The organism is Hoeflea sp. CAU 1731, from assembly GCF_039888615.1.
GTDB lineage: Bacteria > Pseudomonadota > Alphaproteobacteria > Rhizobiales > Rhizobiaceae > Flavimaribacter.
This window is the reverse complement of sequence record NZ_JBDQQS010000011.1, coordinates 160,504-183,827: the sequence shown is the minus strand read 5'-3', so window position 1 is coordinate 183,827 and position 23,324 is coordinate 160,504. Positions and strand designations below refer to the sequence as shown.

At 58.3% G+C, this 23,324-nt stretch carries 28 protein-coding genes; 12 read left to right on the top strand and 16 right to left on the bottom strand.

From position 1 onward, the window contains the following. Positions 1-7 precede the first annotated feature (7 nt). The gene (locus tag AAFN47_RS18575; protein WP_499810736.1) at positions 8-619 is read right to left on the bottom strand and encodes a YqgE/AlgH family protein; all 612 of its coding nucleotides are present in this window, start codon (positions 617-619) and stop codon (positions 8-10) included. 170 nt (positions 620-789) lie between these two features. Between AAFN47_RS18575 and AAFN47_RS18570 the strand changes: the two genes are divergently transcribed. Together AAFN47_RS18570 and AAFN47_RS18565 are read left to right on the top strand one after the other, a co-directional pair. Continuing rightward, positions 790-1,593, top strand: a complete 804-nt coding sequence (locus AAFN47_RS18570; RefSeq protein WP_499810735.1) for a protein-disulfide reductase DsbD domain-containing protein — start codon at positions 790-792, stop codon at positions 1,591-1,593. 87 nt (positions 1,594-1,680) lie between these two features. After that, complete coding sequence (locus AAFN47_RS18565) at positions 1,681-2,166, top strand: peroxiredoxin (RefSeq protein ID WP_499810734.1); 486 nt, start codon at positions 1,681-1,683, stop codon at positions 2,164-2,166. Here AAFN47_RS18565 and rnhA read toward each other — a convergent pair. The 11 genes from rnhA to coxB form a co-directional block, all read right to left on the bottom strand. Then, complete coding sequence (gene rnhA / locus AAFN47_RS18560) at positions 2,150-2,599, bottom strand: ribonuclease HI (RefSeq protein WP_499810733.1); 450 nt, start codon at positions 2,597-2,599, stop codon at positions 2,150-2,152. The two genes, AAFN47_RS18565 and rnhA, sit on opposite strands and share 17 nt — an antisense overlap. Next, positions 2,596-3,567 (bottom strand): homoserine kinase, encoded by a 972-nt coding sequence (locus AAFN47_RS18555; RefSeq protein ID WP_499810732.1) that lies wholly within the window; start codon positions 3,565-3,567, stop codon positions 2,596-2,598. Before AAFN47_RS18555 ends, rnhA begins: the two co-directional genes overlap by 4 nt. Before the next feature lie 112 nt (positions 3,568-3,679). Then, positions 3,680-4,747, bottom strand: a complete 1,068-nt coding sequence (gene ispH / locus AAFN47_RS18550; RefSeq protein WP_499810731.1) for a 4-hydroxy-3-methylbut-2-enyl diphosphate reductase — start codon at positions 4,745-4,747, stop codon at positions 3,680-3,682. 77 nt (positions 4,748-4,824) lie between these two features. Continuing rightward, on the bottom strand, positions 4,825-5,610 hold the full coding sequence (locus AAFN47_RS18545; RefSeq protein ID WP_499810730.1) for an SURF1 family protein: 786 nt from the start codon (positions 5,608-5,610) through the stop codon (positions 4,825-4,827). Between the two features lie 30 nt (positions 5,611-5,640). Further along, positions 5,641-6,027 carry a DUF983 domain-containing protein gene (locus AAFN47_RS18540; protein ID WP_499810729.1) on the bottom strand — a complete coding sequence of 129 codons (387 nt, stop codon included), beginning with the start codon at positions 6,025-6,027 and terminating at the stop codon, positions 5,641-5,643. 76 nt (positions 6,028-6,103) lie between these two features. Continuing rightward, a complete protein-coding gene (locus AAFN47_RS18535) occupies positions 6,104-6,979 on the bottom strand; it encodes a cytochrome c oxidase subunit 3 (protein WP_499810728.1) in 876 nt (291 codons plus the stop codon). Between the two features lie 53 nt (positions 6,980-7,032). Next, a complete protein-coding gene (locus tag AAFN47_RS18530; RefSeq protein WP_499810772.1) occupies positions 7,033-7,644 on the bottom strand; it encodes a cytochrome c oxidase assembly protein in 612 nt (203 codons plus the stop codon). A gap of 8 nt (positions 7,645-7,652) precedes the next feature. After that, positions 7,653-7,802, bottom strand: a complete 150-nt coding sequence (locus tag AAFN47_RS18525; RefSeq protein ID WP_499810727.1) for a cytochrome c oxidase system small membrane protein — start codon at positions 7,800-7,802, stop codon at positions 7,653-7,655. Between the two features lie 3 nt (positions 7,803-7,805). Next, positions 7,806-8,741, bottom strand: a complete 936-nt coding sequence (locus AAFN47_RS18520; RefSeq protein WP_499810726.1) for a heme o synthase — start codon at positions 8,739-8,741, stop codon at positions 7,806-7,808. 62 nt (positions 8,742-8,803) lie between these two features. After that, positions 8,804-10,459, bottom strand: coding sequence for a cytochrome c oxidase subunit I (gene ctaD / locus AAFN47_RS18515; RefSeq protein ID WP_499810725.1), 1,656 nt, complete (start codon positions 10,457-10,459; stop codon positions 8,804-8,806). 3 nt (positions 10,460-10,462) lie between these two features. Next, positions 10,463-11,305 carry a cytochrome c oxidase subunit II gene (gene coxB / locus AAFN47_RS18510; protein ID WP_499810771.1) on the bottom strand — a complete coding sequence of 281 codons (843 nt, stop codon included), beginning with the start codon at positions 11,303-11,305 and terminating at the stop codon, positions 10,463-10,465. A 436-nt stretch (positions 11,306-11,741) separates the two neighbouring features. On the opposite strand from coxB, the gene AAFN47_RS18505 reads away from it, so the two are divergent. From AAFN47_RS18505 to AAFN47_RS18495, 3 genes are all read left to right on the top strand, one after another. Beyond that, positions 11,742-12,245 carry an invasion associated locus B family protein gene (locus AAFN47_RS18505; RefSeq protein WP_499810724.1) on the top strand — a complete coding sequence of 168 codons (504 nt, stop codon included), beginning with the start codon at positions 11,742-11,744 and terminating at the stop codon, positions 12,243-12,245. 108 nt (positions 12,246-12,353) lie between these two features. Further along, the gene (tldD, locus tag AAFN47_RS18500) at positions 12,354-13,769 is read left to right on the top strand and encodes a metalloprotease TldD (protein ID WP_499810723.1); all 1,416 of its coding nucleotides are present in this window, start codon (positions 12,354-12,356) and stop codon (positions 13,767-13,769) included. 145 nt (positions 13,770-13,914) lie between these two features. Beyond that, on the top strand, positions 13,915-14,985 hold the full coding sequence (locus AAFN47_RS18495) for a polysaccharide deacetylase family protein (protein ID WP_499810722.1): 1,071 nt from the start codon (positions 13,915-13,917) through the stop codon (positions 14,983-14,985). A 29-nt stretch (positions 14,986-15,014) separates the two neighbouring features. Here AAFN47_RS18495 and pdxH read toward each other — a convergent pair whose 3' ends face one another. Beyond that, the gene (pdxH, locus tag AAFN47_RS18490; protein ID WP_499810721.1) at positions 15,015-15,638 is read right to left on the bottom strand and encodes a pyridoxamine 5'-phosphate oxidase; all 624 of its coding nucleotides are present in this window, start codon (positions 15,636-15,638) and stop codon (positions 15,015-15,017) included. Positions 15,639-15,714: 76 nt separating this feature from the next. Between pdxH and AAFN47_RS18485 the strand changes: the two genes are divergently transcribed. The 5 genes from AAFN47_RS18485 to ribB all read left to right on the top strand — a co-directional run bounded on the left by AAFN47_RS18485 (position 15,715) and on the right by ribB (position 20,017). Beyond that, positions 15,715-16,137 carry a hypothetical protein gene (locus AAFN47_RS18485; protein WP_499810720.1) on the top strand — a complete coding sequence of 141 codons (423 nt, stop codon included), beginning with the start codon at positions 15,715-15,717 and terminating at the stop codon, positions 16,135-16,137. A gap of 128 nt (positions 16,138-16,265) precedes the next feature. Beyond that, positions 16,266-17,087 (top strand): enoyl-ACP reductase FabI, encoded by an 822-nt coding sequence (fabI, locus tag AAFN47_RS18480; RefSeq protein ID WP_499810719.1) that lies wholly within the window; start codon positions 16,266-16,268, stop codon positions 17,085-17,087. Positions 17,088-17,107: 20 nt separating this feature from the next. Then, positions 17,108-17,728 carry a histidine phosphatase family protein gene (locus AAFN47_RS18475; protein WP_499810718.1) on the top strand — a complete coding sequence of 207 codons (621 nt, stop codon included), beginning with the start codon at positions 17,108-17,110 and terminating at the stop codon, positions 17,726-17,728. A gap of 60 nt (positions 17,729-17,788) precedes the next feature. Then, the gene (gene aroC / locus AAFN47_RS18470) at positions 17,789-18,892 is read left to right on the top strand and encodes a chorismate synthase (protein ID WP_499810717.1); all 1,104 of its coding nucleotides are present in this window, start codon (positions 17,789-17,791) and stop codon (positions 18,890-18,892) included. Between the two features lie 9 nt (positions 18,893-18,901). Then, positions 18,902-20,017, top strand: coding sequence for a 3,4-dihydroxy-2-butanone-4-phosphate synthase (gene ribB / locus AAFN47_RS18465; protein ID WP_499810716.1), 1,116 nt, complete (start codon positions 18,902-18,904; stop codon positions 20,015-20,017). A 6-nt stretch (positions 20,018-20,023) separates the two neighbouring features. Here ribB and AAFN47_RS18460 read toward each other — a convergent pair whose 3' ends face one another. Genes AAFN47_RS18460 through AAFN47_RS18450 form a run of 3 tightly spaced genes read right to left on the bottom strand, consistent with a single transcriptional unit; the run spans position 20,024 to position 21,949 of the window. Beyond that, on the bottom strand, positions 20,024-20,818 hold the full coding sequence (locus AAFN47_RS18460; RefSeq protein ID WP_499810715.1) for a DUF1206 domain-containing protein: 795 nt from the start codon (positions 20,816-20,818) through the stop codon (positions 20,024-20,026). Beyond that, positions 20,802-21,482 (bottom strand): phosphatase PAP2 family protein, encoded by a 681-nt coding sequence (locus AAFN47_RS18455; RefSeq protein WP_499810714.1) that lies wholly within the window; start codon positions 21,480-21,482, stop codon positions 20,802-20,804. Before AAFN47_RS18455 ends, AAFN47_RS18460 begins: the two co-directional genes overlap by 17 nt. Positions 21,483-21,538: 56 nt before the next feature. Further along, positions 21,539-21,949, bottom strand: coding sequence for a hypothetical protein (locus tag AAFN47_RS18450; protein WP_499810713.1), 411 nt, complete (start codon positions 21,947-21,949; stop codon positions 21,539-21,541). Between the two features lie 119 nt (positions 21,950-22,068). On the opposite strand from AAFN47_RS18450, the gene AAFN47_RS18445 reads away from it, so the two are divergent. Further along, positions 22,069-22,995 (top strand): histone deacetylase family protein, encoded by a 927-nt coding sequence (locus AAFN47_RS18445; RefSeq protein WP_499810712.1) that lies wholly within the window; start codon positions 22,069-22,071, stop codon positions 22,993-22,995. 3 nt (positions 22,996-22,998) lie between these two features. Continuing rightward, positions 22,999-23,256, top strand: a complete 258-nt coding sequence (locus tag AAFN47_RS18440; RefSeq protein ID WP_220230880.1) for an exodeoxyribonuclease VII small subunit — start codon at positions 22,999-23,001, stop codon at positions 23,254-23,256. Positions 23,257-23,324 lie beyond the last annotated feature (68 nt).

The window sequence follows — 23,324 nt, the reverse complement described above, 5'->3', positions numbered from 1 at the left end:
GGAAAAGTCAGGCCTGACCGCACTCGCTTGAAAGCATGACCGGGTCTATGCCGAGACAGGCGAAGGCCTGGTCGTATTTATCGTCGATCGCTTCACCAAAAATGAAATCGGCGGTGGCCGGACAGGTGAGCCAGCCATTGGCGCTGATTTCGTTCTCGAGTTGCCCCGCGCCCCAACCCGAATAGCCCATCATGACGATTGCCTGTTCGGGCCCGCGGTTTTCGCTGATCGCGCGCAGGATGTCGGTGGTTGCGGTCACGCACAGGTTTTCGGCAACAACCATCGTAGATTGGCTGGTGTAATTGTCGGAATGGAGGACAAACCCCCTGCCCGTGTCGACGGGCCCGCCATGCTGCACCCGCATCCGCCGCGCATGGTCCGGCAAGGTGATTGCTTCCTTCTCGTCTATGAGTTCAAGTTGAAGGAGCAATTCGTCGAAACCGAGCTGCTGCGGACGATTGAGGACGAACCCCATCGCGCCGTTTTCCGAATGGGCGCAGACATAGATCACCGTACGGGCGAAATTGCTGTCGCTAAGACCAGGCATGGCGATAAGAAGCTGGCCTTCGAAGCAGCCATTGCCTCTTTCCTCAGGACCGGTTTCCTCAAGAATGTTCATGAACGCCAGCTTAGCACGCTCATTGTGAATGGGAAGGGACGGAGCGGCCGGATGGGTGGATTTTGCTGCGGCGGCATCACCCGAATATGATCCGGAGCGAACAGAGTTGACTGGTTCGCGCACGCGGCAGCGCCTATTGTGTTGTCATGTTTACGATCCGTCATTCTCTCTTGTCCGTCATAGTTGTGTTTTTTCTTGCCGCCATCACGATTCCGGTCGTGGGGCACACCGCAAGCAGCGAGTGGGCTGAAACGGAGGGCGGGCGCGTGCGCCTTACGGCATTGCCGCCGTCGGAAGACGGCGTAATCCGCGCCATCCTCGACGTCGACCTGCTGCCGGGTTGGAAAACCTATTGGCGCGATCCAGGCGACGCCGGTATTCCGCCACAGCTCGATTTTGCAAAAAGCGCTAATGTCGAGGCGGCGGAGGTAAAGTTTCCGGCTCCCGCACGCATCGACGACGGCTATGCGGTCTGGGCGGGTTACACCTATCCTGTCGCGTTTCCGATCCGCCTCGATCAAGAAGAAGCCGGAATACAGAGCGTCATCGACGTTAACGTCTTCATGGGAATCTGCGAAAAGATATGCATACCCGTACAGGCGGAGTTCAGCGTGACGGTTGCGCCGCAGGACGCAGCGACCGACTACGAAAAACATCTTGTCGAAACAGCTTTTCGCCAATTGCCTGCTCGGCCGCATGATGGGTTCCACATTGACGGCGTCACGCTTGGCGACAATAGCAAGTCAGTCAGCTTTAATGTGCATGCGCCCGAAGGAGAGATTGAAATCTTTGTGACAGGTCCCCAGGGATGGGCCTTCGACGTTCCGCAAGCACAGGCTTCGAAGGATGGCTACACCACATTCGAGGCGCTTGTTCTCGACGCGCCACAAGACGCAACGCTCTCAGCAACCGGCATCACCATCCTTGCGAAAGCCGGACGGCAGAGCATCGAGACCGAAATTAGTATGCCATGAGGCATCGACAGACGCCGGCGATCCAGTATGTATAACGGCGCACACATATGACGGCTACTTAAGCCGCCAAGCAAAGGGATGATAAAAGTGACGATAGCAGCAGGTGAGAAACTGCCCGAACTGACGCTCAAGGAAGCGACGGCCGACGGCATGAACGAGGTGACGACGAAGGATCTGTTTTCAGGCAAGAAGGTGGTGCTGTTCGCAGTTCCGGGCGCCTTCACGCCGACCTGCCATCTCAACCATTTGCCGGGCTACCTCGAAAACCGCGACACGATCCTGGCCAAGGGCGTAGACGAGATCGCGGTGCTTTCCGTCAATGACGGTTTCGTCATGGACGCTTGGGCGAAAGCCTCCAACGGCGCAGGGAAGATCCGCTTCGTGGCGGACTGGGACGCTGCCTTCACCAAAGCGATCGGCATGGATATGGACCTGTCGGCGGGGACGCTTGGCGTTCGTTCGAAACGCTATGCCATGATCGTCGAGGACGGCGTGGTCACATCGCTCAACGTCGAGGACAACCCCGGCCAGGTGGCCAATTCCGGCGCAGCGGCGATTATCGAGCAGCTTTAGGCTTGTAAGGCTCCATGGCGTGGCGGGCGAGTTCGTCCGCCCGCTCGTTCTCCGGATGTCCGGCGTGGCCCTTGATCCAGTGCCACTTGACCTCATGCCGGTTGCGGGCTTCGTCGAGCGCCTGCCAGAGATCGGCGTTCTTGACGGGCTTCTTGGCGGCGTTTCTCCAGCCGTTTTTCTTCCAGCCATGTATCCACTTGCCGATCCCGTCCTTCACATAGGATGAGTCGGTGTAAAGATCGACGCTGCACGGCCGCTTGAGTGTCCTTAGCGCTTCGATCGCAGCGGTCAGTTCCATTCGGTTGTTGGTGGTTTCTGCTTCACCGCCCGACAATTCCTTTTCGACCTTGCCGTAGCGCAAAATCGCGCCCCAACCGCCAGGCCCCGGATTGCCCGAACAGGCGCCATCGGTGAAGATTTCGACTGAATTCATGTGCCGCCCCGATAGCCATATTCACCGACATTCCCGATCCGTCGATGAAAGCGGAGATATTTCAGGTATTCGAGCGGGTTTTTCTTGACCACTTTCGCGTCGTTGGAAACCGTCAACCAGTCATAGAGTCGCGTCAGGAAGAAACGCAAGGCCGCGCCTCTTGCAAGCAACGGCATTGCCTCCAGTTCCGCCTCGTCAAGCGGCCGTACGGATATGTAGCCGTCGAAGAGGGCCATGCCCTTGGTGATGTTGAAAGCCCCGTCTTTCTCGAAACACCAGGCGTTGAGGCAGATGGCGACGTCATAGGCCAGGAGATCATTGCAGGCGAAATAGAAATCGATCAGGCCGGAAAGCCTGTCCGAAAGGAAGAATACGTTATCGGGAAACAAGTCCGCGTGGATCACGCCGGCTGGCAGGTCAACGGGCCACCCGGCCTCGAGTTCAACCAGATCCATTTCGATCTCCGCCGCCATACCGCGCTCGACTTCGTCGGCGCGCGCCGACGACATCTCCCACAGGGGCCGCCAGGCGCCAACGGACAGCGCATTGGGGCGCTCAAGCTGAAAATCCCGGCCGGCGCTGTGCATCTCCGCCAACGCCCGCCCGACCTCGCGGCAATGAGCGGCCTGGGGATTGCGCGGCCACATGCCTTCCAGGAACTCGATGATGGCCGCCGGGCGACCGGCCAGTTGCCCGATCGCCTCGCCATCCTTGCGTCGTATCGGCAGCGGGCATTGCACCGACTTGTCGGCGAGATGTTCCATCAGTCCCAGAAAGAAAGGCAGATCGGAGCGGTCGACCCGTTTTTCATACAGCGTCAGGATGAATGAATTCCGGTCGGTGGTCATGAGAAAGTTGGAATTCTCGACCCCCTCGGCGATGCCCTTGTAGGAGAGCAGTGTCCCGATATCGTATTGCTCAAGGAATGCGATCAGTTCCGCTTCGGAGATATCTGTATAGACGGCCAATTCCGAGCCCCTTGTCGCGGCAGTGTTGAGATGTTCCCGATGGAACTAAATTTCCCGCAACCAATATGCAAGGCGGTTTGGGTGCGCGGCGGGCTTTTTCAGGGAAAAACGCTTATTCCGTTCCGGTGCGGGCCAGGCTGCGTGGGCGGGGCGCGGGCGCCTCGCGCGGTCTATCGCCATTCACGAAGGCCATGTCTGAATCGGTCAGTTCAATGTCGCGCAGATCCCGCATGACCGGAAAATTCTCGTTTTCGATGGCCGTCTCGGCCAGTTCTATTCGAACGTCGAACCGCGACTTGAAGGCGTCGATGATCTCGTCGACGATGATCTCGGGCGCCGAAGCTCCGGCTGACAGACCGACGGTCAAAGACTGTGTGTCATCGATCCTGTCCCACGGAATTTCAGATGCTCTTTGCACCAGAATGGAATCATGCGCGCCAAAGCGGCTAGCCACCTCGACAAGCCGTCGTGAATTTGACGAGTTCGGCGCGCCGACGATAACGAACAGGTCGCAGTCGGGCGCCGCCGCCATGACGGCCTCCTGCCGGTTGGTCGTCGCATAACAGATGGATTCAGCGGCCGGCGCAGTCAGATTTGGAAACCGCCTCTGCAGAACCTTGATGATGCCGGCCGTATCCTCGACCGACAGGGTCGTCTGGGTTACAAAACCGAGCGCGTCGGGATCAGCCGGCTGGTAGGTTTCGGCGTCCTGTTCGGTCGCTATGAGGCTCACGGCTTCCGGCGGAAGCTGCCCCATCGTTCCGATCACCTCCGGATGTCCGGCGTGTCCGATCAGAACCACGTGCCGGCCGAGCCGCTGGTGGCGCATGGCCTGCTTGTGGACCTTGGAAACCAGCGGACAGGTAGCGTCCAGGTAAAACAGGTTGCGCTCACGGGCATCGGCGGGAACCGACTTAGGCACGCCATGGGCAGAGAAGATCACCGGCTGGCGATAGTGCTCCTCCGGAATCTCGTCGAGTTCCTCCACAAACACGGCGCCGCGCGCCTGGAGACCCTCGACAACGTAGCGGTTGTGGACGATCTCGTGGCGTACATAGACGGGCGCGCCGTATTTCTTGAGCGCCAGAACGACGATCTGGATCGCCCTGTCGACGCCGGCGCAAAAGCCGCGCGGCCCACACAGGCGAATAGTCAGCGGAGCCTTTTCAGCGTCGGTCATGGATCAAATCGCAATCATTCATGTAGCGCGTCATCGCTACAGCAGATATGGGATCGCCGGTCCGGGATCAACCTTCATCAGTCTTTTTCGTTGCGCGCGCGCCAAACATAAAAACCTGCCACCAACACGAGAGCGGCCGCCAATCCAAACCAAGTGATGACATATTGCAAATGATTGTTGGGCAGATTGACCCGAGTGACGCCGGCGATCGGCCCATCAGTCGGCGGCGCGTCCGACAAGGCGACATCCGCAAAAAACGGCGTAACCGTTTCGACGTCGAGGCCCATCGCAGCCGCCATCGCTGGCAGGTCCTTCCAGTACCACGTGGCGTTGGCGGGATCGTTGTCCGGCACCACCCAGCCAGGCTTTTCGAAGAGCGGATTGCGGGCGAGCGCCAAAAATTCGACTGATCCGTCCACCGGCTTCCAGGAACGGTCCGACGCGTCCTTCAAATCATAAGGCACGAAGCCGCGATTGACGATGATCGTTTTGCTGTCAGTCGTGGTCAACGGCGCATACAGATACCAGCCGGACGCGCCTTGATGTGTCGCCAGGTAATCCTGTTCCTTCGTGTGATCGAAAACGCCGGAGAGCCGGATTGGCACATAATCCACATCCCCCGTATTTTGCCATAACGCCAGCGCCTCATCCAGCGTCAGCGGCGCGCCCCGCTTTCTCTGCTCGATTGTGGCGATGAGATTTTCTTTCCACTCGAGCCGCCTGACCTGCCAACTGCCGAGCACGACAAGTATGACGAGCGCGGCGATCGTGATTGTGTAGAACAGCAGACCGGGTCGACGCCTTCGCCCTGGCTCCTGCCCGGTCGCTTCGCGCTTACTCGCCGTTTTCCGGTTCGCTGTCACCGCTCGCAATCCTGATGGGTCGGCGTTCGATCAACCTCTGTCGATCCTACCTTCACTGGCGTCATTCTTGAACTGCATGTTGATCAGCACGCCTTTGAGCGCCCGCAACAGCCACAGGGACAAACCAATGGTCAGAGGTATCCACAAAATGAAATGCAGCCATAGCGGCGGTGAGTAACTGACCTCTAGCCAAAGCGCCAGACCGACGACAATAAAGCCAATGATAAGGATGACGAAGACCGCCGGTCCGTCGCCAGCATCAGCAAAATCATAATCCAAACCGCACATTGCACAGTTCTTCTTCAACGTCAGGAAACCATCGAACAGATGTCCCTGACCGCACCGCGGACATCGTCCCTTCATACCTGTCGAAATCGGATCGAGTGATGGATAGATCGCCCTGTCCTGTTCGCTCATCGAAAATCAGTCTCCCGAAATGACGAAGGGCGCCGTCGCGAAGCGCCGGCGCCCTTTCGAATTGCCGCTGGACCAGTCAATGCGCAATTTCCGCGCCCCAGGAAGCCCAGATATAAATGCTGAAGAAAAGGAACAGCCAGACAACGTCAACGAAGTGCCAGTACCAGGCGGCGGCCTCCATGCCGAAATGCTGCTTGGGGGTAAAGTCTCCAGCCATCGCCCGGATAAGGCAGACCAGCAGGAATATCGTTCCGATAAGGACGTGGAACCCGTGAAACCCTGTCGCCATGAAGAACGTGGCGCCGTAGATCGATTCCTTGAAGGCGAAAGGCGCGTGAATGTACTCGTAGGCCTGCACACAGGAAAACAGGACCCCGAGCGCAACGGTGATGATAAGTCCAGTCACCAAGCCATCGCGACGATTGTGCAGAAGAGAATGGTGCGCCCAGGTCACTGCGGTGCCGGAAAGCAGCAGGATGATCGTGTTGTAAAGCGGCAGGTGCATCGGATCCAGCACCTCGATGCCGACCGGAGGCCAGTGCCCGCCGGTATGCTCCACACGGGCGTATTGAGCGGCCTCGCCCGCATAAATAGCTGCGTCGAAGAAGGCCCAGAACCAGGCGACGAAGAACATCACTTCCGACGCGATGAACATCATCATGCCATAGCGCAGATGCAGCGACACAACGCGTGTATGATGGCCCTGATGGGCTTCCTTCACGACATCAGTCCACCATCCGATCATGGTGAACAGCACAACCGCCAGTCCGATGAAGAAAAGATAGGGGCTGGCCATGTCCATTCCGAACAACGGTAGCGAGCCGCCGGACAGATAGCGCATGTATCCGATACCGCCCAGCGCCATGACCAGCGCGCCCACGGAGCCTACGAACGGCCACGGACTGGGATCGATGATGTGATAGTCGTGGTGTTTCTGATGCGCCTCGGCCATTTCGTTTTCCCCGATTACGTCATTCTCTCGCCGCCTGCGCGGCGCCGTTGATACTAAAGCCTTCCGGCTTCTTCCTTATTGATCTGCCTGACTTCCGCCACCGGCTTCGCCTGATCCTCCATGGGATACATAGTATAGGAAAGCGTCAGTGTCGTGATGTGTTTCGTTTCAGGCGCGTCGACAATCGCCGGATCCACGTAAAACACGACCGGCATATCCAGCGTCTCGCCCGGCTGCAGTTCCGTTTCCGTGAAACAAAAGCACTCGACCTTGTTGAAATAGACGCCGGCTGCCTGGGGCGTCACGTTAAACAAGGCCTGCCCGCCCGTCGCCCTGTTTGATTTGTTCCTGGCGAGATAAGAAATCTGCCGGGTTTCGCCAATCCGAACTTCTACCTCGCGCTCTACAGGCTTGAACTCCCAGTCAAGCCCGCTGGAGATGTTGGAATCGAAGCGCACCTTTATTGTACGGTCAAGAATCCGGTTCGAATATTGCTCGGCTCTCTGGATAGTCCCGCCATACCCCGTGACCTGGCAGAAGAGCTGGTAAAGCGGAACAGCGGCGTAGGACAGTCCGATCATACCCACAACGACGCCAACGCAACTCAGTAATATAGCGTTGTTACGCTTTGCATTCGCTTTCAGCTTTTCCGAAGACCCGTCCATCATCGTCCTCAAAGCGGCCTGTCAAACATGCCGGGACCGAATTTCACAATCGTCGCGACATAGAAAAGCACAACCAGAAGCGCCAGCGCCACAGCTATCGCTACCGAACGACGGCGTCTGACCTTCTTCTGACCCTCGGTCAGTTTTATCTGATCCATGGCTCATAATCCAAAACGCACGGCCAGTCCTTCGACAAGAAGAACCGCAAACAGACTGGCGAGATAGACAAGAGAAAATCCGAACAGGGATTTCGCCGGAGCCATCACCGCATCGGTGTCCAGCATTCTGAATACCCGCCAGGCCCGTTGCACGAAAACCAAGCCCATGCCGGCGGAAAACACGCCGTAGACTGGGCTGGCGAAACCCAGAACATACGGAAGCACGCCGACGCACGCCGTAAGCACGGCATAAAACAGAATCTGCCGCTTTGTGGATTTCATGCCAGCCACGTTCGGCATCATCGGAACGCCAGCCTTCTCATAGTCGCCGACCTTGTAAAGCGCCAGCGCCCAAAAATGCGGCGGAGTCCAGAGGAAGATCATCAGGAAGAGAACTATGCTTTCGAGGGACACAGATCCGGTTACACAGGCCCAGCCGATCATGGGAGGGAACGCGCCGGCGGCGCCGCCGATGACGATGTTCTGCGGTGTCGATCGTTTGAGCCACATCGTATAGATGACTGCATAAAAGAAAATTGTGAACGCCAGAAGAAAACCGGCGAACCAGTTTACCAGCAGTCCGAGCGTCAGTACCGAAAAGGCGGCCAGCACCAGACCGAAGGACAAAGCTTCCTGCGGCTTGATCCGGCCGGTCGGGATCGGACGGCTGGATGTGCGCGACATCACACGGTCGATGTCGGCGTCGTACCACATGTTCAACGCACCGGAAGCGCCAGCGCCGATTGCGATGCACAGGGTGGCGACGAACGCCAGGAACGGGTGAATTGCACCCGGAGCAATAGTCATTCCCGCAAGAGCCGTGAAGACGACAAGCGACATCACGCGCGGCTTCAACAGCGCGAAATAGTCACGCGGCTCGGCTTCGGAAAACCCGATATCGGCGGCGTCGAGTGTTGCCATGTCTTCAGAATACGTCATTCGCGACTTTATACGTCCCTTGTCAGATGCAGGGAGCCGCCCGAAGGCGGCTCCGCGTATGCCTATTTGATGCGCGGAAGCTGTTCCCACTGATGGAAAGGCGGAGGCGAACTCAAGGTCCACTCCAGGGTGGTTGCGCCCTCTCCCCACGGGTTGTCGCCGGCCACGCGCTTGCGACGGAAGGCTTCCCAAACACCGAACAGGAAGATCAGCACAGCGACGCCCGCGATATAGGATCCGATAGAGGACACCATATTCCAGCCTGCATACGCGTCCGGATAGTCAATGTAGCGGCGTGGCATGCCGGCCAGACCCAGGAAGTGCTGCGGGAAGAATACGAGGTTGACCCCGATGAACATGATCCAGAAATGGCTCTTCGCCAGGAAGGAATTGTACATGTAACCGGTCATTTTCGGGAACCAGTAGTACCACCCGGCGAAGATCGCGAAGACTGCGCCAAGCGAAAGCACGTAGTGGAAATGCGCAACCACGTAGTACGTGTCATGCATCGCCCGATCGAGACCGGCGTTGGCGAGTTGAACACCTGTGACGCCGCCAACCGTGAAGAGGAAGATGAAACCGAGAGCCCACAGCATGGGCGTGCGGAATGTCAACGATCCTCCCCACATGGTGGCGATCCACGAGAAGATCTTGACGCCTGTTGGCACCGCAATGACCATCGTTGCGAATACAAAGTAGCGCTGCGTGTCAAGCGACAGGCCGACCGTATACATGTGGTGCGCCCACACGATGAAGCCGACGGCGCCGATGGCGACCATGGCGTAGGCCATGCCGAGATAACCGAAGACCGGTTTGCGCGAAAAGGTCGCCACGATGTGGCTGACAATTCCGAAGCCCGGCAGGATCAGAATATACACTTCCGGATGCCCGAAGAACCAGAACAGGTGCTGGAAAAGGATCGGATCGCCGCCGCCCTGCGGTTCGAAGAAGGACGTTCCGAAGTTGCGGTCAGTCAGAAGCATTGTGATGCCTCCAGCCAGAACCGGCAGCGCCAGCAGCAGCAGGAAGGCGGTGATCAGCACCGACCAGGCGAACAGCGGCATTTTGTGCAGCGTCATGCCGGGCGCGCGCATGTTCAGGATCGTGGTGATGAAGTTGATCGCGCCAAGGATCGACGAGGCGCCGGCGATGTGCAGCGACAGGATCGCGAAATCCATCGCCGGTCCCGGCTGTCCACTGGTCGACAAGGGCGGATAGATGGTCCAGCCGCCGCCCACGCCGTAGGCGCCCGGCGGTCCTTCGACGAACATCGACAACAGCAGCAGGATGAAAGCCGGAGGCAACAGCCAGAAGGAAATATTGTTCATCCGCGGGAACGCCATGTCCGGCGCGCCGATCATGATCGGCACCATCCAGTTGGCGAAGCCGCCTATCAGCGCCGGCATGACCATAAAAAAGATCATGATAAGGCCGTGCGCCGTGGTGAACACGTTGTACATCTGCTTGCCGCCGTCAATGGAGCCGTCGGCGCCATATCCGTAGACCATCGACGCCAGGCCGTTGAAGATCTGAATCCCCGGCTCGGCCAGCTCCATGCGCATGAAAATGGAGAGCGTGCCACCAATAATACCGGCGATGATCGCGAAGATCAGGTAGAGGGTGCCGATATCCTTGTGGTTTGTGGAATAGATCCAACGCGTCCAGCCGTATGGCTTGTGTTCAGCGTGATCGTGCGTCGCTGTGGAAGATCCAGCCATGTTCTACTCCTTGATCTTCTCTGCTTCGTTGGCTGCAAGCCGGACGGACTTGTCCTTTTGGATTGAGGCCATCAGCTGCTCGTTGGCTTCACCGAGATTGTCGGCCGCAGCGGCAAGCCACGTGTTGTACTGTTCTTCCGATACGACCCTGATCGCAATCGGCATATACGCATGGTCCTTGCCGCAGAGTTCCGAACACTGTCCGTAGTAAAGGCCCTCTTTTTCGGCAAGGAACCACGTTTCGTTCATCCGGCCCGGCACGGCGTCCATCTTGATGCCGAATGACGGCATTGCGAAGGAATGTATCACGTCCGCAGCAGTAATCAGAAGCCTGACGGTCATGCCGACCGGAACGACAACTTCGTTGTCAACAGCGAGCAGACGCGGGTAGACAGCCTTGTCTTCCTTGCCGTACTGCGCTCTGTCCGCGTCGGTGAGAATCAGCGCATCGAAGGAGAGTTCATTCTCGGTCTGGTATTCGTAACCCCAGTACCACTGATATCCGGTGGCCTTGATCGTGAGATCAGGCTCTCCCGGCGGCGTGTATTGGGCGTTCAGCAGCTGAAAGGAGGGGACGGCGAGGAAAAGCAGGATAACGACGGGGCCGATCGTCCAGATAACCTCGACGAGTGTGTTGTGGCTGGTTTTCGACGGAACGGGGTTTGCTCCCGCCCGGAAACGGAAGATCGCAATTATCAGCAGCGCCAGCACGAGGATAGAGATGGGGATAATGAACCACAGCGTATAGTTATTGAACCATCTGATTTCATGCATGATGCCGGTCGCCGCCTGCTGCATGCCAGTTTCCCACGGGCGCGGCTGATCGGCCAAGGACGGGGTCACCATCAGCAGCACGCCGATCAGGGCCAGAACTGCATTCAACGGGTTTCTCACTACCATTCTCCCTCGAGCGTACGGATTGGCTGCAGGCCAAACCGCAAAGTCCCTCAATTTATAGCGCTTAAAATCATAGTTTAGAGCCAATCGCAACTAGAGGACGGATGAATGCATGCGACATTTTCGGCACTTCCAACAAGATATCGCGGTATCGAGGCCTGGCAAATCTTGTAAAAGAGCCATGAAACAGGACATATGGGACCGGTCGTCAAAATCAATCGGAGGAGCGTAGGCGGGATGGTGAACGATTGTTGCCGCAATTTATCCCTAGGCGTCGACCCGTCGATTATTGTGAACTTGATTGCGACCCGTTTCCTTTCGGCGCCAGCCAGTCCACGATAGGCATGTGATTCGCTTCCCAGCGACGAAAACAGAAACTCTGCAGATGAAAAAACACCTTATTGCTCTCTTTTCCATTGCGACGCTGGCCTTCACGCCCGTCCCGACTTCGGCCCAACAGCCTGGTACGGTCAAGTCCACGCACGGCGCCTGGTCGATTCTCTGCGACAAGCCGGCCGGTGCGACAACCGAGCAATGCGCGCTCATGCAGAATGTGATCGCCGAAGACCGCCCGGAAGTCGCGCTGTCGGTCGTTGTGCTCAAGACGGCGGACAAGAAGGCAAGGGTCTTGAGGGTGTTGGCGCCGCTAGGCGTTTTGCTTCCCAATGGTCTCGGTCTGAATGTCGACGGCAAGGATATCGGCCGCGCCTATTTCGTGCGCTGTTTCACGGACGGCTGCTACGCTGAAGTGATACTCGACGACACGTTGCTGACGACGCTTGAAAACGGCACCATGGCCACCTTCATCGTCTTCCAGACGCCGGAGGAAGGAATAGGCATCCCGGTCGATCTCAGCGGCTTCACCGATGGTTTCGAAACCCTGCCCTGACCGCCGCTTCGATACGCCCTTGGAAACTACGGCTGACGCGCATTATATGTGACGCGGGGTCGGGGCCGTTCCGGCGCGACCGAAACAGGCAAGACACCGGGACTAGACATGGACAAAAATCTACTCCGCAACTTCGACTGCTCGGAAGAAACAATCACCGAAATCGTCAGCGAGGCGCTGCATGGTTCCGATGATGGCGAGTTGTTCGTCGAGTATGAGGAGATGGAGTCGCTTGTCTTTGACGATGGCCGGCTGAAGGCCGGCAATTTTACATGCGACCAGGGATTTGGCCTGCGTTGCGTGGCTGACGAGGCAATTGGCTACGCCCATGCGGGCGACCTGTCGGAAGCCGCGCTGAAACGCGCCGTTTCAGCCGTCTCATCCGTCACGCGCGGGTATGGAGGCGCTTATGCAGCGTCGCCAGCAAGAACCAACAAGCATCTCTATGGCGAAGAAAACCCGATCGGCGCGCCGAGTTTCGAGGAAAAGGTTCAGCTTCTGCGGGAGATCGACGCCTATCTGCGCGCGAAGGACCCGAAGGTACGCCAGGTGACCGCCTCTCTGGCCGCAAGCTGGCAGATCGTCAACATTCTGCGCGCAGACGGCGAGAGAATGCAGGACATCAGGCCGCTGACCCGCCTGAATGTCAGCGTGGTCGTCGGTGAAGGAGAGCGCCAGGAAAGCGGCTCCTTTGGAGCGGGCGGCCGCCGCGGATTCGGAGAATTTATCGCAGAGGATTCCTGGAAACAGGCCGCCGACGAGGCGTTGCGACAGGCGCTCGTCAATCTCGTCGCCCTCCCGGCGCCCGCTGGCGCCTTCGATGTGGTGCTCGGCGCCGGCTGGCCCGGCGTGATGCTTCATGAAGCGGTCGGACATGGTCTCGAAGGGGATTTCAATCGCAAGAAGACGTCGGCTTTCGCCGGGCTTCTCGGCCAGCAGGTCGCAGCGCCCGGCGTGACGGTCGTCGATGACGGAACGATCGAGGGCCGTCGGGGATCGCTGACGATCGACGACGAGGGCACGCCGTCCGGATACAACGTCCTGATCGAAGACGGCAAGCTTGTCGGCTACATGCAGGACAGGCAGAACGCCCGTTTGATGGGCATGAAGCCGACCGGCAACGGGCGCCGCCAGTCGCACGCTCATCAACCCATGCCACGCATGACCAACACCTACATGCTGGGCGGCGATTACACGCCTGAAGAGATCATCGGCTCGGTGGACAAAGGCGTCTACGCCGTTTCATTCGGCGGCGGACAGGTGGACATCACGTCCGGCAAATTCGTGTTCGGCTGCACGGAGGCCTACATGATCGAAAACGGCAAGATAGGCGCTCCCATAAAAGGCGCCATGCTGATTGGCAACGGTCCGGACGCCATGCACCGGGTCACCATGGTCGGCAATGATTCCAAGATCGACAACGGTATTGGCATGTGCGGCAAGGCCGGACAGAGCGTGCCGGTCGGCGTCGGACAGCCGCATTTGCGCATGAACCAGATGACAATCGGCGGAACTCGGGTCTGACGCCCGCAAGATGCTTCGTTTATCTACCAGTTAGGAACGGATTCAGCATCGATTAATCCCGATGGTGATATGAGCCGACAAACGCTGGCGTATTTGCCTTTGCCGGCGGGAATCGATTTCATCCACCAACGCGATCGAGCGACGTATGAGACCAATAAAGGCCATGGCCTACCGGAAGGCGCACCGCTTGGCTATCAGCGGCGCGCTGGAAGCGATCTCGCTCGCGGCACGGCTGAAAATCGTTGCTACGCAGAAGCATCGCGGCGTCATTTTCACCTTGCATCATGTCTGCGCCGACCGTCCGGATCGTTTCCAGCCGAATGCGCACCTTTCGATAACACCTCAATTCCTCGACAGGGTTCTGGCCACGGTGCGTCGCAACGGCTGGAAACCTGTTCGACTGGACCAAATGCCGGACCTGCTTTCGCGCGGCGACAATGACGACCGATACGCAGTGTTCACGCTTGACGACGGCTATCGCAACAACAGAAGCGAAGCCCTTCCCGTATTCCGGAAGCACGAGGTTCCCTTCACGGTCTTTGTGACCTCGGGCTTCATGAGACGCAGCCGTTCGATATGGTGGATGACGCTGGAAGAAATACTGCGTAGTCGCCGATCAATTACATTCGGCGGCGGCGCGCCGATGAAGACAGAAAGCACGTTCGAGAAATATGCGGCATTCGATCGGGTGTGCCGCTACCTTGAAAGCACAGGAGAGAATCAGTTCGTCGACGATCTGGACGACCATGCGCGCGCCATTGGCGTCGATCCGATGTCGATCGTCGAGCGAGAAGTTCTTTCGTCAGAGGACGTCGCAGCCTTTTCCAATGATCCCCTCGTTTCCATTGGCGCACACACGGTGAATCATCTCAACCTTGCGAAACTCGAATCGAAGCTCGCCGCCCGGGAAATGTCGGCGTCGGCCGACGATATCGGCGCGCTGACCGGGCGACGACCGACGCTCTTCGCCTATCCGTATGGCAGACGCGGCGCAGCCTGTGAGCGCGAATTTGAAATCGCCGCACAATGCGGTTTCGACGTTGCGGTCACGACACGGCCCGGCATGATAGAAACTCCGGATGGGGTCAACATGCTGTCGCTGCCGCGCATATCGCTCAACGGCTATTTCCAGAAATCTCGCTATATCGAGGCGCTACTGACAGGCCTGCCATTCAGATTCGCCAGCGCGCTCGGACAAAACGTCGGAAACGGATAAGCGCATTACTTTCGGCGAATTAAAACTGTCTACGGGTAAAGACGGGTTTTGCGCCAGCTACCGTTCTCCGGGTCGCGCTCGAACCTCATACGGTCATGCAGCCGGAACTTTCGATCGTGCCAGAATTCGATGCTTTCCGGTACAACGCGGAATCCTGACCAGTGATCAGGTCTCGGAATCTCGCCTATGCCGAACTTCGCTGTGTACTCCGCAACGGATTTTTCGAGCGCAAAGCGACTTTCCAGCGGCCGCGACTGTCGGGACGCCCAGGCGCCGATACGACTGCCGCGCGGTCGGCTGTCATAATAGGCGTCAGCTTCCTCGTCGCTGACGATCTCGACCGTTCCCCTGATCCTCACCTGGCGACGCAGGGATTTCCAGTGAAAGCACATGGCGGCCTTGCGGCTGGCGAGCAGTTCCTCGCCCTTGGCGCTTTCAAAATTCGTGTAGATCGTGAAGCCGGCGTCATCGAAGCCTTTCAGCAAGACCATTCTGACATTCGGCATGCCGGCGTTGTCGACGGTTGCAAGCGCCAGAGCCGTCGGGTCGTTCACCTCGCGCTCGGCTGCATCCGCCAGCCATTCGCCAAACAGCTTGATTGGTTCTTCCGACAGGGTAAAGTCACAAGTCTGGGTGTCAGTTTCGGTAGCCATGACTTCTTCCATCATTAAATCCAAAACCGCGGTCCGGCCGCAGAGTAGCCCAATTCGATTGGGCCGCTCAGAAATAATGCGGGCGCCTGCAAGAGACAACCGGAAATTCTGCATCGCCGTATTGTTGGCCGTCGACGTAATTTCGCCCGGATGCGCGGCAAACGGACCAGACCACGCATCCCTCGCCGACACCTTGGTTCAACCGGCGCCCGCGGGAATCGCGATCGAACCGGGCAGCGACGAGAATTCCATTCTCACGACCGTCGCCGGAGCCGAAGCCGGAACGCCTCCAACTGTCGCTCTTGCCTGGACAAACGAGCAGAACGGCAATTCAGGCTCCGTTACGATAGTAGAAGAAGAAGGAAATGACACGCAACTATGCAGGTCTTTCATCGCTTCCAGGCAATCCTATGACGGCGTTTCACAATTTACCGGGGAAGCGTGCCGGAACAGCCGCGGCGCAAACTGGTTCCTGAATTCCATAGAAATGCGAGAATAGGAGTTGAGGTCGGCGCGTTCTGACCGCTCTCGAAATTCTCAGATCCGCCGCCGGTTATGCCGCCCTTCAGCTTGAACCCTTTTGCCGGCTGTGCCATAGGCTTTGCACGAACAATCGAGGAGCTGAGCATGGGTCTGACCGCCGGTTTGATGAAGGGTAAGCGCGGCATCATTCTAGGAGTCGCCAATAACCGCTCCATAGCCTGGGGTATCGCCAAGGCGTGCGCCGACGCCGGAGCCGAGTTGGCCATGACCTACCAGGGCGACGCCTTGCGCAAGAGGGTCGAGCCTCTGGCCAGCGAATTGGGCGCATACGTCGTCGGCCATTGCGACGTCACCGATCCGGATACGATGGACGCCGTATTCGCCGAGGTTGAAAGACGGTGGGGCAAAATCGATTTCATGGTCCACGCCATCGCCTTTTCCGACAAGGACGAGCTGACGGGTCGCTATGTCGACACCAGCCGCGAGAACTTCAACCGCTCGATGGAGATCTCGGTCTATTCGCTGACGGCGCTTGCCCAGCGCGCGGAAAAGATCATGAATGACGGCGGATCGATCCTGACGCTTACCTATTACGGCGCAGAAAAGGTCATGCCCCACTACAACGTCATGGGCGTCGCCAAGGCCGCGCTTGAAGCGAGCGTGCGCTATCTTGCCGTCGATCTCGGAGACCGCGGCATTCGGGTTAACGCCGTTTCGGCCGGCCCGATCAAGACACTGGCGGCTTCCGGGATCGGTGATTTTCGATACATTCTCAAATGGAACGAATACAATTCGCCGCTGAAACGCACGGTGACCATAGACGAAGTCGGCGAATCGGCGCTCTATCTGCTCTCCGATCTATCGCGCGCCGTGACCGGCGAAGTGCATCACGTCGACTCGGGCTATCATACGATTGGCATGAAATCGGTGGATGCTCCCGACATTTCCGTCGTCAAGGACAGCTGAGCGAAACTCAGGCTCCAAACATGCTGAACTTCACATCGCCGATCTACGTGATTCGGCACGGCGAAACGGACTGGAATGCCGAGGTCCGGTTCCAGGGCGCCAAGAACATCGACCTGAACGCCAAGGGGCGGATTCAGGCTCGACAGTATGGCGAGGCGCTGTCCCGTCTTCTGGGTGAGGAGGCAACCGATTTCGACTATATTTCGAGCCCGCTCGCCCGCGCCCGCGAAACGATGGCGCTGTTGCGGCAAGCCATGCGGCTGCCGCCGGACGCCTACAAGATTGACGAACGGCTGATTGAAATAAGTTTTGGAGACTGGGAAGGTCGAACCCTTTCCGAGCTCGAAAAGAACAGTTCCAAAAAAATAGCCGAACGGGCGGCAAACAAATGGAGCTTCCTGCCTCCCGGCGAGAATGCGGAAAGCTACGAGATTTTAAGCTGGCGCGTGGCCGCCTGGCTGCAATCCCTGGAGAAACCCGTCGTCTGCGTTTGCCATGGCGGCGTTATCCGCACACTGTTTCATCTGATCGCCGGGCTCGACGGCGACAAGGCGGCGGAGATTTCGACGCCGCAGGATCAGATCCTGAAAATTGAAGGCGACTCGATGAGTTGGCTTGCCGCCAATGCCGACGGGGTTTGACCAGAACCTCAAAACTGCATAGATCAGGCGATCTTTTGTCGACAACCTCCGGACACCTGCATGTCGCACAACACTTTCGGTCATCTGTTCCGCGTCACGACATGGGGTGAAAGCCATGGTCCGGCGCTCGGTTGCGTCATCGACGGCTGCCCGCCAGGAATCGTCTTTACCGAAGCGGAGATCCAGCATTGGATGGACCGACGCAAGCCCGGCCAGTCACGATTCGTTACTCAGCGCCAGGAGGCTGACCAGGTGCGCGTCCTTTCCGGCGTGCTTGCTCGCGAGGACGGCGCCCTGATCACCACCGGCACGCCGGTCTCGATGATGATCGAGAATACCGACCAGCGGTCGAAGGACTATTCGGAAATCGCAAGGCGCTATCGCCCGGGTCACGCCGACTACGTGTATGACCAGAAATACGGATTGCGCGACTATCGCGGCGGGGGTCGCTCCTCCGCGCGCGAAACGGCGGCGCGCGTGGCCGCCGGAGGGCTGGCCCGCAAGGTGCTGCCGCAGGTGAGGATTCGCGGCGCACTCGTGCAGATCGGCAAGAAAACGATCGACCGCCACAACTGGAACTGGGACTGCGTCGACCAGAATCCGTTTTTCTGTCCCGATCCCAAAATGACATCGGAATGGGAATCCTATCTCGATGACATTCGCAAGCAGGGCACTTCCGTCGGCGCAGTGATCGAGGTTGTGGCCGACGGGGTTCCGGCCGGGCTCGGCGCCCCGATCTATGGCAAGCTCGATCAGGAAATCGCCGCCAATCTGATGTCGATAAACGCGGTCAAGGGAGTCGAAATCGGCAACGGCTTCGAGGCGGCCGAGATCACCGGCGAGGAAAACGCCGACGAAATGCGAATGGGCGATGACGGCAAGCCGGTTTTCCTTTCCAATAATTCCGGCGGCATTGCGGGCGGCATTTCCACCGGGCAACAAATCGTCGCACGCTTTGCCGTCAAGCCGACTTCGTCTATCCTGACCGAGCGCAAGAGCATTGACGCAGACGGTAATGAAGTGGACATACGCACCAAAGGCAGGCACGACCCCTGCGTTGGCATTCGCGCGGTTCCGATCGGTGAAGCCATGCTTGCCTGCACGTTGGCGGACCACTATTTGCGACACAGGGGCCAGACCGGGCGTTCCGGATTCAAGGAGTAGACCTTTCCAATGACGTTTGATTCAAAACGTGTCGTGGAGGCGTTGCGAGCCTTCGAAGCTGGCGAAATCGTCGTCGTCACGGATGATGACGGCCGCGAAAATGAAGGCGACCTTATTGTCGCCGCCGCACACTGTACACCGGAAAAGATGGCCTTCATCGTGCGCCACACCTCAGGCATCGTCTGCGCGCCGATGCCTAGATCGGAGGCAAAGCGGCTAAACCTCACCGCCATGGTCGCCGAGAATGACGCGCCGCATGCAACGGCGTTTACCGTGTCTGTCGATTACAAACATGGCACGACGACCGGAATTTCGGCGGATGACCGGACTCTGACCGTCCGCAATCTGGCCAATCCCAACTCTGGAGCAACGGATTTCGTACGACCGGGCCATATCTTCCCCCTGGTCTCCCGCGAGGGCGGCGTTCTGATGAGATCCGGACACACGGAAGCGGCCGTCGATCTGTGCCGGCTCGCCGGACTGCCGCCGGTCGGCGTCATTTGTGAACTCGTCAACGATGACGGAACCGTGACGCGCGGGCCTCAGGTCGCTGAGTTCTCGAAAACGCACGGCCTGAAGCAGGTCAGCGTCGCCGATCTCATCGCCTATCGCCAGCGCAAGGAAACGCTGGTTAACAGGGGCGATGTGATGCCTGTGGAGACGGCGTGCGGACCCGCGATGGTGCATACCTATTCCCTGACCTGGGACCCGATGCAGCATGTCGCCGTCGTCTATGGCGATATCCGTGACGGCGTCGACGTTCCCGTCAGACTGCATCTGGAAACGGTGGTGGACGACGTTTTTGGCAAGAAACCGCCTATCCATCACTACATGCGTACGATTGCAGAGCGCGGACGCGGCGTCATCGTATATTTGCGGGAAGGATCGGTCGGAGTCGGCAATTTCGGCAATGAGAGAACGGCTGCTGGCGAACGCGATAACGCCGAGGAACATCGGCAGGCACAGGAACGCAAGGGCGAATGGCTGGAGATTGGCCTCGGTGCACAAATCCTCAAGGATCTCGGCATATCGTCAATCGAACTTTTCTCCTCCAGAGAGCGACATTATGTCGGCCTGGAAGGGTTCGGCATCGCGATATCGAGAACGATCCTCGTGGACGACTGACAAGCGTCAGACGGATACCCGTCGCCATCGCGCTTCAACCAGTGAATACGATGCGAACAGCGCAATGCCAACTGCCAGCAACGCCAAAAGCAACCATCCCATTGGCAGCGACTGGACGTAGTCCAATGCGGACTTCAGGTCTGGAACGCTGACTTCGCCAACGCCAATGTGCGGCAGGCGGGTGAAGAGTATGATCGCAATAACCGCAAAGATCAGGCCGCGCGAGGCCAGGCCGATGATCGAAATCACATCGACCAGGATTTGATACTTGGTCGGCGCCTGTATGTGATCGTTATATTTCTTCATCCAGGCCTTGCGAAAATGCGCAAAGGCGACCCCGCTGAACACGAGTCCAAGAGCCAGGGTGACGATGATCGGCCCGACGGCGTTGACCGCCGTTGAAACCACGCTGCTTTTTCCACTGGAACTGGATAACGACCACAGGCCGAGAAGCGACAAGGCGTAGAACGAAAGAGCCAGGTAGGTGAAAGCGCTCACCAGCAATGCCCCGCGGATGACGAGGCCCTTGGGATCCACGCCGTGATTGTCGGCGTCGGCGATCGCCTGCAGGAGGCGCCAGGCCGCATATCCAAAGAAGCCCAATACAACAAGCCCGAGCAGAATAGCGCCGAAGCTTTGTTCCATGAGGGTCTGCAGCGCGCCTTCTGTGCCCGTCTTGCCGCCATTGCCGATGGCTGCGAGAAAGGTGAAAAAGGCAATAATCAGATAGACGACTCCGCGGGTCGCATACCCGGCTCTCGCCGCGACCTGTATGCCGCCATTGTCAGTAAAGGCGTTCATTGGAAACACCTATCTTGCTGCGCGCGATGAGCCAGGCGGCTCCCGCCCAGGCAAGTCCAATGCACCAACCGGCAAGAACATCGCTCGGCCAGTGAACGCCAAGATAGACCCGGCTCAGCCCGATGATGATGGCGAGGAGAAATGCGGCGCAGAGAATGAAGACGCGCAACGCGCGTCGCGGCACATAGCAACTGACCACCACGGCTAACGTCATCCAGGACACCATGGAAATCATGGCGTGACCGCTCGGAAAACTGGCCGTAAATGTTCGATCCATCGGCTCCGCGAAATCGGGCCTTGAGCGATCAAACATCAGTTTCAGAAGGGTGGAGGCCAATGCGCCGCTCGACAGGGCGGCGACAAGCAGGATAGCCCCTGACTGTTTGGAGGCGAGCCACAGGACAATCGCCGCAATAACCGTCGCCAGCACGATCACAGGATAGCCGCCGAGCGCGCTGATCTCGACGACCGTTTCCTCCAACCAGGGCGGCCCCCAGGGATCGGAGCTCATCACGGTTTCACCCATCGAATCCAGGATCGCTTTATCGATCGGATCCATCCAACCACGGTCGACAGCCAGGGCAATGGCGACGAAACAAAGCAGAGCAGAGACGATCATCAGCAGAATAATCCACCGAGCCGGTCCGAATTTGGATCCCGCCATGTGTACAGCACGGAATTCATTGCTTTGTCCGATTTTTGATTGCGCCATGTGCCCGGTCAGTTGACTGTGGTATCCGGATTAAGCGTCATCGAAAGGCGCTTCGGCTGCTCTTTTGTACCGGCAATCTTCAGTTCCGCCGTCCTGAGCGGTTCCTGCTTCACGGTTTCAGCCTCTGGCGCCGTTGAAGACCCCGCGTCGGCGGTCTGTATGGAAGCCCGTTCGACAAAACCGATCGAATCTCCCGCCCAGTTCAATGCCCACTCCTTTTCAATGGTCTCTTGTTGCATCGCAACGCATTTGCCGACGATTTTGTATCCCGGAGCCAACGGTTCGCTTGCGAGGATGTTCAGTTCTTCTGTGCACCGTTGAACAGTTTCATATGTCGATATACCTTGCGGATCTTCCCGACAAACGAGATTGTTCTGCGTGCAGATGAGAGCGATGAGTGCTATTGCTGTCGTTTCCATGACACAAAAACGCCAGAATTTGAAATTGGTTGCACGGCCCGGCAGCGAAAGACATTCAATCTCCTACCTGGCATGCTGAATATGCTATGTGGTTGGCCCCCGATCACCAGCGAGGTCTCATGACGACCAGGCTCTATACCAACGCTATCCATGCAGAACACCTGACGCCGCCCGGTCATCCTGAAAGACCCGACCGGATGAAATCCTTGGAAGCCGCTTTCGCCGACGAGGCGTTTGCAGACTTGCAGCGCGCGGAGTCCGCCGTAGCCGACAGGGACGTCGTTCTGCTCGTCCACACAGAGGATCATCTGCAAAATATCGCAGGCAGTATTCCTGACGAGGGAATCGTCGCGATCGACGCCGACACCAGCGTCAGTCCGAAAAGCCTTGAGGCCGCGCTGACGGGCGTCGGCGCGGCGCTGGAAGCCGTCGACAGCGTTTTTGCGGGAGAGGCGGACAACGTTTTCGTAGCGGCGCGCCCGCCCGGGCATCACGCTGAAAGGCATCGGGCTATGGGTTTCTGCCTGTTCAACCAGGCCGCCATCGCCGCCCGCTACGCACAAAGAACCCATGGTGTCGAACGCGTCGCCATCGTCGACTGGGACGTGCATCACGGCAATGGCACGCAGGACATATTCTACGACGATCCGACCGTCGCCTATTTCTCGACCCATCAGATGCCACTTTTTCCGGGCACCGGCGCATTGTCGGAAACTGGCGCCGGCAACATTTTCAACGCGCCGCTCTCTCCTAGAACCGGAAGCGATCATTTCCGGGAAGCATTCCGCACCCGAATCCTTCCCGAACTCGAAAACATGCGTCCCGACCTGATTATCATATCGGCCGGGTTTGACGCGCATCATCGTGATCCGCTCGCCGAGATCAACCTGACCGTCGACGATTTCGACTGGGCCACGGGCAAGATCATGGGGGTCTCCGAACGCCGGTGCGATAACCGGGTCGTCAGCCTGCTTGAGGGCGGTTATGATCTTGAAGGCTTGGCCGAGTCGGCCGCCGTGCATGTGACGCGCCTGATGAGAGGATAGGATATGGCCGAAGCCGCGAAGAAGAACGAAGACATAGCGGCGATGAGCTTCGAGCAAGCGCTCGCCCAGCTTGAGACCATTGTCGGCGACCTTGAAAAGGGGGACGTGCCCCTGAACCAGTCGATCGAAATCTACGAACGCGGCGAAGCGCTCAAACAGCATTGCGAGAAACTGCTGAAGGCGGCGGAAAGCCGTATCGAAAAGATCCGACTCGACCGGTCTGGCCGTCCGGAAGGCGCAGAGCCTCTCGATCCGGAATAGTGGCCGTCCGTGTGTTCGGCATGCTGCAAACGCCGACGCGACAGCCTGTCAGGGGGCTTGACCTTGCT

Coding starts and splice junctions, on each gene's coding strand:
- AAFN47_RS18575 (WP_499810736.1), bottom strand. CDS start 619: ATGAACATTCTTGAGGAAACCGGTCCTGAGGAAAGAGGCAATGGCTGC.
- rnhA (WP_499810733.1), bottom strand. CDS start 2,599: ATGAATTCAGTCGAAATCTTCACCGATGGCGCCTGTTCGGGCAATCCG.
- ispH (WP_499810731.1), bottom strand. CDS start 4,747: ATGACCGACGCTGAAAAGGCTCCGCTGACTATTCGCCTGTGTGGGCCG.
- AAFN47_RS18540 (WP_499810729.1), bottom strand. CDS start 6,027: ATGAGCGAACAGGACAGGGCGATCTATCCATCACTCGATCCGATTTCG.
- AAFN47_RS18535 (WP_499810728.1), bottom strand. CDS start 6,979: ATGGCCGAGGCGCATCAGAAACACCACGACTATCACATCATCGATCCC.
- AAFN47_RS18530 (WP_499810772.1), bottom strand. CDS start 7,644: ATGGACGGGTCTTCGGAAAAGCTGAAAGCGAATGCAAAGCGTAACAAC.
- AAFN47_RS18525 (WP_499810727.1), bottom strand. CDS start 7,802: ATGGATCAGATAAAACTGACCGAGGGTCAGAAGAAGGTCAGACGCCGT.
- AAFN47_RS18520 (WP_499810726.1), bottom strand. CDS start 8,741: ATGACGTATTCTGAAGACATGGCAACACTCGACGCCGCCGATATCGGG.
- ctaD (WP_499810725.1), bottom strand. CDS start 10,459: ATGGCTGGATCTTCCACAGCGACGCACGATCACGCTGAACACAAGCCA.
- coxB (WP_499810771.1), bottom strand. CDS start 11,305: ATGGTGACCCCGTCCTTGGCCGATCAGCCGCGCCCGTGGGAAACTGGC.
- AAFN47_RS18505 (WP_499810724.1), top strand. CDS start 11,742: ATGAAAAAACACCTTATTGCTCTCTTTTCCATTGCGACGCTGGCCTTC.
- tldD (WP_499810723.1), top strand. CDS start 12,354: ATGGACAAAAATCTACTCCGCAACTTCGACTGCTCGGAAGAAACAATC.
- AAFN47_RS18495 (WP_499810722.1), top strand. CDS start 13,915: ATGAGACCAATAAAGGCCATGGCCTACCGGAAGGCGCACCGCTTGGCT.
- pdxH (WP_499810721.1), bottom strand. CDS start 15,638: ATGGCTACCGAAACTGACACCCAGACTTGTGACTTTACCCTGTCGGAA.
- AAFN47_RS18485 (WP_499810720.1), top strand. CDS start 15,715: ATGCGGGCGCCTGCAAGAGACAACCGGAAATTCTGCATCGCCGTATTG.
- fabI (WP_499810719.1), top strand. CDS start 16,266: ATGGGTCTGACCGCCGGTTTGATGAAGGGTAAGCGCGGCATCATTCTA.
- AAFN47_RS18475 (WP_499810718.1), top strand. CDS start 17,108: ATGCTGAACTTCACATCGCCGATCTACGTGATTCGGCACGGCGAAACG.
- aroC (WP_499810717.1), top strand. CDS start 17,789: ATGTCGCACAACACTTTCGGTCATCTGTTCCGCGTCACGACATGGGGT.
- ribB (WP_499810716.1), top strand. CDS start 18,902: ATGACGTTTGATTCAAAACGTGTCGTGGAGGCGTTGCGAGCCTTCGAA.
- AAFN47_RS18460 (WP_499810715.1), bottom strand. CDS start 20,818: ATGAACGCCTTTACTGACAATGGCGGCATACAGGTCGCGGCGAGAGCC.
- AAFN47_RS18455 (WP_499810714.1), bottom strand. CDS start 21,482: ATGGCGGGATCCAAATTCGGACCGGCTCGGTGGATTATTCTGCTGATG.
- AAFN47_RS18450 (WP_499810713.1), bottom strand. CDS start 21,949: ATGGAAACGACAGCAATAGCACTCATCGCTCTCATCTGCACGCAGAAC.
- AAFN47_RS18445 (WP_499810712.1), top strand. CDS start 22,069: ATGACGACCAGGCTCTATACCAACGCTATCCATGCAGAACACCTGACG.
- AAFN47_RS18440 (WP_220230880.1), top strand. CDS start 22,999: ATGGCCGAAGCCGCGAAGAAGAACGAAGACATAGCGGCGATGAGCTTC.